This is a genomic window from Pseudoalteromonas sp. BSi20311, assembly GCF_000239875.1.
In the GTDB taxonomy this organism is placed as follows: domain Bacteria; phylum Pseudomonadota; class Gammaproteobacteria; order Enterobacterales; family Alteromonadaceae; genus Pseudoalteromonas.
In genome coordinates this window covers 1-4,018 of sequence record NZ_BADU01000029.1, presented here as the reverse complement: position 1 = coordinate 4,018, position 4,018 = coordinate 1, and the positions used below count along the sequence as shown (strand labels likewise).

The window sequence follows — 4,018 nt, the reverse complement described above, 5'->3', positions numbered from 1 at the left end:
ATACTGTTGGCATTAAATTTAACTATAAGTTTGAAATATAATTAAACGATACGTTGGGAATATAATTAAGCGATAAGTTTAAGTACAATCAAAAGGCTCAAATTAATTTTGAGCCTTTTGATTTTGTAAGTACATTATTTATAAGAGTATTCATGCAGCCAAACTTAAAGCAACTACACCAAAGCGCTATAAACAATCTAAACCAAGGCAACATTCAGCAAGCGCATAAAGCACTGGTAGAGCTAGTGACACTGCAGCCTGACTTTGCTGATGGCTACTTTTTACTCGCCATGGTTAATTTGCAGGTTGGCCAAATTTACAAAGCGATAAAGCTAATTGAAAAAGCATTAAGCTTTACCCAGTCTATTGAATATACTGCGCAACTTGCCAAGTGCTACGCTCTTACGGGCGACTTACAAAAAGCAAAAAACACCGCCCTCAGCGTTAAGATTATACATATTAGTAAAGCACTTGATGCCGATACATTAGGCGTCGCGCTCACGCAAGCAGGTTTACATCAGCATGCTGCTGACTATTTTAAATGCGCGTTAAATTTAGCTGCGGCAAGTAACAGCAGCCAACCGCAGTTTTATTATAACTATGGAGTATGCGCTAAGTTTTTAGGCCAGTTTGATAAAGCACAGCAAGCGTTTGAAAATGCCATTGCACTGAACCCGCTTCATCATCAAAGTCATTTTGCCTTAGCCGATTTAACTAAAGTCACCGAACATAATAACCACATAGCGCGATTAAAAAATGTATTTGAACAGGTCAATCATCCCGACGCTAAACTGCATATAGGTCATGCGCTCGCAAAAGAATATCAAGACCTAGGAGAATTTTCAGCAGCCTTTGCCGCGTTACAACATGGTAAAGCAGCAAAACTCGCTAATAAGGCGTTTGATAACCAAGCGTCTGAGGCTTTATTTGCACATATTAAACAGCTCAGTGATAAGTACAAAAACCAACAAACAGCTGGCAACCAAAGCAGTGAGCCAATTTTTGTATTAGGCATGCCGCGCTCTGGCACCACATTAGTTGAGCGCATTTTATCAAGCCACAGCGACGTACAATCAGCAGGCGAACTGCAAGACTTTGGCCTAAGTGTAAAAAAACTCAGCCAAACACCCACGCCTCAAGTACTCGATATAGACACTTTAAGCCAAGCTTACCAGCTTGATTTTGCAAAACTTGGCAGCACTTACCTTGAAGCTACCCGTGTTGTAACCGGCAGCCATAAACACTTTATTGATAAACTACCGTTTAACTTTTTTTATATCGATTTAATTACCAAAGCACTGCCAAACGCCAAAATAATTTGCCTACTTCGCGACCCCATGGACACCTGCATTGGTAACTATCGTCAGCTATTTACCATTAACAACCCATATTATGCTTACTCCTTAGACTTACTCGACACCGCTAAATTTTACAGCCGCTTTTATAAACTGATGCAGCACTTCAGCAAACTGCACAGCAATATTAAACTAGTAAAATACGAAGAACTCATCGCCGGACCAGAGCAAAAAATAAAAGAGTTAGTGAGCTATTGCGACTTAGACTGGCAACCGCAGTGCCTTGATTTTCATTTAAACACCGCACCGGTATCAACCGCTAGCAAAATGCAAGTGCGCCAACCGCTTAACAACAAGGCCATAGGCCGCTGGAAAAAGTTTAAACCCTATACCAATGAAGCACAGACCCATTTAGTTAATGAAGGAGTGATAGGTTTAATTAAATAACAAAAATTGTTACGTGGGCGGGTAGTTCAGTTTGATTAATTTGAAAGTTACCGGATGGATATAAATTTTTAGGTTGAATGTATTTGAGGTTCTTCTCTGTTAACTTACCCTACTCCACTTAAGGAAAACCCCAACGCTACCATAAAAAACTAACAAAAAGTAATGCACCAATTACTACAGCAGCTATAAATAAGTATTTACCAAGCTTAGCATTGTGTTTAAGAGATTCTTGATGTTTAGCCTTAAGCATAAGTAATTGTGCTTCGTTTAAATCGGAACAATGCGTACATTTATCCAAAAACTCAGAATAATACAGCTCACACCTATCACATCGTTTTTGTTTAGGTTGCTTAGATCTCCATGATATGCTCATACCTAGAGACATTATAACTTCCACTCAAGAGTGTTAGTGTACTCAACCTTAACCAGCCTACCACTTAATAACGCAGGCTTAAATCTCCATAGCTTTAAAGCCCGTAAACCTTCCTTTTCAAATACACCTTTTGGGACAGATTCAATTACTTCAACTCTTTCTAACGCACCAACTTCATTCACTATTGCTTTGAATTTTAAGTAGCCCTCTACGCTATTTTTAGCTGCATCTTCAGGATATTTTGGTTCAATCTTCACAACCCATTTAGCAGGTGAATCTGTTTGTGTATTGGTATACACAGTACTTGAATTTGCCGCTTCATTAGTACTATTTCAACCAACCAGTAAAAGGACTAAAAATATAGTTATGTACTTCAAAGACTACCCCTAAAAATATAGCTAAATAAAATGTACAACTAGTGGCTAAGTTTACTAAAGTGTGCAGCAACACGAAACAAAACCAACTATTATGCATTCAATAATTTATGGCCTTGTTATATGTACTATTGCATTAACAAATCAGATAAAAACTTTATACTATTTATTTCAACTTTACCGTCAGATGACTGCAAACCTAATTGAATATGAGCTAATCCTGTATCAAAGGTTACAGGTACCTGATAAACAGCATATGTAACACTTGAGCTACCAACTGGAGATAACGTTTTCCAATTTTGCAACTCTGCTTTACCGACTGATTGAAATACACCTAATGTAGCAACCTTTTTTACGTACAACCCCCATTGCTCTGAAGTTGCACTAGTGTAACCTTGCTCAGACATTAGCTCTTTAAAAGGAGTTACTTCCCACGTTTAGGGATTGCCTTTACAATAAAAGGCTCAAAGACAGCCTCTTTATCAACAGTATTTATGGATGCAACAACTCCAATACCAATGAAAAATATAACAACACTTAAAATTCCAAAACCTAGATATTTGAAGAGTTTCTTCACCATAACTCCTTGTACATACAACCGCTTTATCAGTTAACACATTCCAGCGTGAAAATGCCCTTATTTTATTAACTTATATTAATAACAAATAGTGTAAGTTATTACCAGCTATAAATTTTATGCTTAATGCAGGTTATTTCGCTATGTAAAAAAGGGAGGGTTTCTTTTTATTCTTACTAAGTTAAAAACGACTCACCTGAATGATCGTTCATCGCTCTTTGCCGAAGTATGCCTGTGTGCTATGAGAGGACATTGAGCACCATAGTCACTTGTTAGCATTAAAACTCTGATACTTATTCCGTGCGATAAAGAACCATACAGAAAAGCAGCCTGCGCATAAGTACCCGAAAAAAATCAAAAATGTAGCACTATTGATTTTTATACCTGTTGATATCGAGGCAACTAATAAGAGATTAGCTGTAAGCCCTGAGAATAGAATACCAACAAGTACATCATTAACGGGCTTTAAGTTTGACGCTGCTATAGAAACACCCAAAAAAGCAATTAAAAACCAATAATGGTTTTCATAAAATTCACCCTGAGATATCAGAATAAAGATCGCCACAACGGTATAAATTAAAAAATTAAGTAGCGATGTTATTTTCAATAGACTATCCAAGTTGACTCCTTAATGCTAACACCCGATTAAGGGGTAAAAACCGGTCTTGTTTTTATGATCTTCAATCGTTTGTTATACGATGCCCAATTCATTCCGCATTTCCAAAAAGATGAGTTTTTGTAATTCAATAAGCCTTTTACCCTCACCACTTAACTCTGTAGACATATAATCTTGAGAAATTCTATTGGCCTCCTCTGGATCAGTAATGAACTTGGTAGCATTTGTATTCATCCAATTCAGAAACTCAACTGTTTTTTCTTGGGTTAATTCTAGAGACTCTACATATTCATCTAGTAATTCAAGAAGCTTTTCACCAGCTTCAAGCCTTAACCT

General features: G+C 37.2%; 6 protein-coding genes. 1 reads left to right on the top strand and 5 read right to left on the bottom strand.

Annotated elements, in window-relative coordinates; all coding sequences use genetic code 11:
- The first annotated feature begins 152 nt into the window (after positions 1-152).
- Positions 153-1,742: a sulfotransferase gene (locus P20311_RS02910; protein ID WP_008109488.1), complete on the top strand. Its 1,590-nt coding sequence runs from the start codon at positions 153-155 to the stop codon at positions 1,740-1,742.
- 384 nt (positions 1,743-2,126) lie between these two features.
- Here the strand turns inward: P20311_RS02910 and P20311_RS02900 are convergent, their stop codons facing one another.
- From P20311_RS02900 to P20311_RS19015, 5 genes are all read right to left on the bottom strand, one after another.
- Complete coding sequence (locus P20311_RS02900) at positions 2,127-2,414, bottom strand: energy transducer TonB (protein ID WP_008109481.1); 288 nt, start codon at positions 2,412-2,414, stop codon at positions 2,127-2,129.
- Between the two features lie 203 nt (positions 2,415-2,617).
- Positions 2,618-2,896, bottom strand: a complete 279-nt coding sequence (locus P20311_RS02895) for a hypothetical protein (RefSeq protein ID WP_008109478.1) — start codon at positions 2,894-2,896, stop codon at positions 2,618-2,620.
- Between the two features lie 17 nt (positions 2,897-2,913).
- Positions 2,914-3,069: a hypothetical protein gene (locus P20311_RS19020; protein WP_158307800.1), complete on the bottom strand. Its 156-nt coding sequence runs from the start codon at positions 3,067-3,069 to the stop codon at positions 2,914-2,916.
- Between the two features lie 262 nt (positions 3,070-3,331).
- Positions 3,332-3,685 (bottom strand): hypothetical protein, encoded by a 354-nt coding sequence (locus P20311_RS02890; RefSeq protein WP_028834176.1) that lies wholly within the window; start codon positions 3,683-3,685, stop codon positions 3,332-3,334.
- 72 nt (positions 3,686-3,757) lie between these two features.
- Positions 3,758-4,018: hypothetical protein (locus P20311_RS19015; RefSeq protein ID WP_036984704.1), on the bottom strand; the 261-nt coding region annotated here is incomplete at its 5' end.